The organism is Paraclostridium sp., from assembly GCF_051657365.1.
In the GTDB taxonomy this organism is placed as follows: domain Bacteria; phylum Bacillota; class Clostridia; order Peptostreptococcales; family Peptostreptococcaceae; genus Paraclostridium.
This window is the reverse complement of sequence record NZ_JBOFKN010000179.1, coordinates 1-3,662: the sequence shown is the minus strand read 5'-3', so window position 1 is coordinate 3,662 and position 3,662 is coordinate 1. Positions and strand designations below refer to the sequence as shown.

Here is a 3,662-nt window from a genome sequence, read left to right as displayed (position 1 = left end):
TGATATAGTGGAAGCTGTTGAAGCTAAAATAGTTGTAACAGATACTACTGAATTTGATTTAGTTGTGTAGTAGTACAGAGTTGGCTTCGGTATGGGATTTAGAGTTGTTTCATCCGCACAAAGACCAAAAAACGGTCTTTAAGTGCTTCTTCAACAATCTCTAAATTCCATACCTTCGCCTTTTTCTGTACTACTTTTTTTGTGGATATTGTGAGAAGGAAGGAGTTTTTATGGTAAACAAATTATATAAATAGATGTTATCCCCATAAATAAAGCAGTTATAAAAAACAACTTACTCCTACTTTTGTCTTTTTTATAACTTTCAAATGCATTCATAATATTAAGTATAGAACCTAAAAAAATTGCACTTGGAAGAACCCTTGCATAACCCATTAAAGTTAATATAGATGTAACAATAACAAGTAGCACTATTATTATTTTTATATATTTCACTATTCCCCCCTAAAATTCTAACTTATAATTTACATTCAAATCTAATTGCAACTATTTAATTTTTTTCTTCTTTCTTCAATTTTTAACTTTATATTATTATGTATATGTTGTAAATTTAATCTATCTATATCTGATAGTGAATGATATTCTACATCTATAGCCCACTGTATTTTAGCAGATTCACTTATATTTATATTATTTTTGACACCACAGTATTTTTTTATATTTGCTCTGCTTTCAACGTCTAATACCGAACTCAACTCTAAGTTTCTTGTAATTTTTGTGTTTATTAAGCCTTTTTCTAATCTTTCTTCAAATATACTTTCACTTATAATAGAACTATCTGAAAAATACCATATTAATTTTTCTATAAAATCAGTATTTTTTAGACTTTGACTTAAATCTACTTTTTCAAAGCTACTTTGCAGCTCATCTGTTTGAACTCTTATTCCTTTTATATTTGTATTATTTTCAATATCAAATATTGATTTAAACTCTGCTTTTGATGCTATTTTTTTATCTGATGCTATTGCTATTTTTTTTGTACATTTTATTGTTTTTACCCCTAATGCTTTTAAAATCATTGTGGATTCATTGAATATGCTATCCGTAATATATTGATCAAAATCATTTGCTGGAACTAAAAAATGATCTACATTTCTATTCAATACATATACTTCATTTCCATTCAAAAGCTTTCCAGTTATTAAACCTGTATGTATATTACTTTTCTTGTTGTTTGGTATGCTCCAAATCAGTAAATTTTTCTTTTGAACTCCAGTTGTATTTTCTAAATTACTTTCATCTTTTAATTTATATATAATCGTTTTATTGTCTTTATCTTTCTCTTTATTATCTATTTCCATTTTATACTTATCTATAGCACTCCCTAGTGATGCTATAGCTATCATTACAGCGGCTGCATCATCTACATACCCAATAATAGGTATGAAATCTGGAATAATATCAATTGGAGATATTACATATATTATCGCCGATATTGCTATTAATTTATGTTTCCATTCTGCCTTTGGATCTTTTAAAAGTTTATACATAGCTTCAATGTATTCTTTTACTTTTTCTAGCGCTGATCCCTTTATTTTACTATATACATTTTCTTCATTTACTATAACTTCTTGTAAATCTTTAGATGTATATTTATTATTTTTCATTTGTTTTTCTACTTCCCAATATTTACGCTCATCTATTACTAAATGATTACAATATGGACAATTTATTGAATCGCCTTTGTTTATTTCAAACTTTTCCTTGCACCCCATACATATATATGTCATTTTAAACTCCTCCAATAAGTAACTTACTAACCTTATATAATCCTTTGCTTTGTATATTTTTATATTTAATTAATATACCCTTTATGACTTTTAAAACCATATTCTAGCATCAATTCATCCGCCAGATATTTATATCCTCTACAATGTAGGTCCGATACACCAGATCTTACTAAATCATAAGTTGTTGATTTATAAAAATAATCCATACTTTCTTCTATGTTTTTATTTGTTTGACTTGCAAATTCTATTATTATTTTTGTATACATCTTTTGAAGTAACACTTTATTTGCTTCCATCACTTATCACCTCACATACATTAAATTGCTCCTTTTTCTTTTAATACATCTATTAAATCTTGGATTATATATGATTTACTTTGTGTATGAAGTGGTTCATAACATGGTACTATATAGTTATCAATAATATCTGTATCATATTTTAATAATTTATAAATTTCTTTTGTATCTTTTTTTAAATATTCTGCTAAGCTATCTATACAAAATATGGTGAATTCAAGTATTTTTTCATCCACCTATAATCACACTCCTATTTATTTAATATATGATCTATTTGCGTTACTTTTAACTTTTGTCATTGTGTTTACTCCTAGTGTTAATAATCATTGTTTGCAAATACTTCTATGATTTTTTCTTCAAAATCATCTTGTTTTGGATGATTGATTACCCAGTTTGGAGGTACTTTATAGTAATGAGATAGTGCTTCTATTGTTTTATGAAGTACTATTTCATGTGGTACTTTTTCCATAAGTTCAACTATTAGTTTGTATGTGTCCATATAGGGATTATCATCTACTATATCCATACATTCTTTAAATCTTTCAGCTAGTTTTGCTTTTTCTATTTCTATTTCTATGTTGTTTATTTCACCTATAGAAAATTCTGGCTCTTTTTTGCTTATTATTGGCTTTATATCTTGTTTTAGCTTTTCTTTTTGTATTTCTAATTTATCTATTTCTGTTAACTCTTTAGAAAAATATTCTTTATCTATTTTAAATATTTCTTCTAATATAGGTAGGTATTTCTTAGGTACTTTTTGTTTGCCTTTAACCCACATGGTTATGTTTTGCTTATTGATTCCAAGTATTTCAGCAAGCTTTATATACTGTATATCATATAGGTTTAATATGAAGTTTAACCCATTCAAGTTTTAGCCTCCTCTTTTGAGCTTTATATCATTCAAATCATTATTTATTTACTCAATCAATATATTTTCATTTTAGTATGTTTTATTTACTCGGTCAATATTTTTATTTTCAACTTTATTGTATTATCAATCCCCACCTCGGGAAACACGACCCCCCTGTTTCAAATGTTTTTTTCAAATGTTTTTTTCAAATACTTTCTTTGAAGACTCAAACCCCTTCCCACTATAATTATCTTAACAATACAAAAGGAGGTGAAATACATGGCTGTTAGTGAAACTAAAAATCCATCTGCTTTAAAAATAAAGCTAGATTGTGGACTTAACGATAATGGTAAAACTATTGTAAAATCTAGAACTTATTCTAACTTAAAACCTACTACATCTACTCAAGATACACTAGATGTTGCAAAAGCTCTTATATCGTTACAAGTTAATGATGAACTTGAGATAAATAAGCAAGATAATACTATCTTGAATTAGTTATCTAGTAAATTTATGTGAAAGGAGGTGTTTTTATGGAAACTACAAAGAAGTTAGTAATGTCTTTTAAGAATTCTTTAGGAAGATTTGTTTCTATATCGGTTGATGATCCTAGGGAAAATGTAACTGAAGCTGAGATAAAGGCTGTTATGAGTATGATAGTTGAGAAAAATATATTTGCTCCTAATGATGCTGATATAGTGGAAGCTGTTGAAGCTAAAATAGTTGTAACAGATACTACTGAATTTGATTTAGTTGTGTAGTAGTACA

At 27.0% G+C, this 3,662-nt stretch carries 7 protein-coding genes; 2 read left to right on the top strand and 5 right to left on the bottom strand.

Translation table 11 applies throughout. The annotated features are described in order from the left end of the window. Positions 1 to 228: 228 nt before the first annotated feature. The 5 genes from ACRCYC_RS14270 to ACRCYC_RS14250 all read right to left on the bottom strand — a co-directional run bounded on the left by ACRCYC_RS14270 (position 229) and on the right by ACRCYC_RS14250 (position 2,912). On the bottom strand, positions 229 to 453 hold the full coding sequence (locus ACRCYC_RS14270; protein ID WP_438619807.1) for a hypothetical protein: 225 nt from the start codon (positions 451 to 453) through the stop codon (positions 229 to 231). 41 nt (positions 454 to 494) lie between these two features. Next, complete coding sequence (locus ACRCYC_RS14265; RefSeq protein ID WP_438619806.1) at positions 495 to 1,748, bottom strand: DUF1232 domain-containing protein; 1,254 nt, start codon at positions 1,746 to 1,748, stop codon at positions 495 to 497. A 65-nt stretch (positions 1,749 to 1,813) separates the two neighbouring features. Continuing rightward, on the bottom strand, positions 1,814 to 2,044 hold the full coding sequence (locus tag ACRCYC_RS14260) for a hypothetical protein (RefSeq protein WP_438619805.1): 231 nt from the start codon (positions 2,042 to 2,044) through the stop codon (positions 1,814 to 1,816). Positions 2,045 to 2,064: 20 nt separating this feature from the next. Then, positions 2,065 to 2,280, bottom strand: coding sequence for a DUF3791 domain-containing protein (locus tag ACRCYC_RS14255; protein WP_438619804.1), 216 nt, complete (start codon positions 2,278 to 2,280; stop codon positions 2,065 to 2,067). Positions 2,281 to 2,360: 80 nt separating this feature from the next. Beyond that, on the bottom strand, positions 2,361 to 2,912 hold the full coding sequence (locus tag ACRCYC_RS14250) for a hypothetical protein (protein ID WP_438619803.1): 552 nt from the start codon (positions 2,910 to 2,912) through the stop codon (positions 2,361 to 2,363). Between the two features lie 261 nt (positions 2,913 to 3,173). On the opposite strand from ACRCYC_RS14250, the gene ACRCYC_RS14245 reads away from it, so the two are divergent. Together ACRCYC_RS14245 and ACRCYC_RS14240 are read left to right on the top strand one after the other, a co-directional pair. Continuing rightward, the gene (locus ACRCYC_RS14245; protein WP_438619802.1) at positions 3,174 to 3,392 is read left to right on the top strand and encodes a DUF1659 domain-containing protein; all 219 of its coding nucleotides are present in this window, start codon (positions 3,174 to 3,176) and stop codon (positions 3,390 to 3,392) included. 35 nt (positions 3,393 to 3,427) lie between these two features. Beyond that, complete coding sequence (locus ACRCYC_RS14240; protein ID WP_438618709.1) at positions 3,428 to 3,655, top strand: DUF2922 domain-containing protein; 228 nt, start codon at positions 3,428 to 3,430, stop codon at positions 3,653 to 3,655. Positions 3,656 to 3,662: the final 7 nt, after the last annotated feature.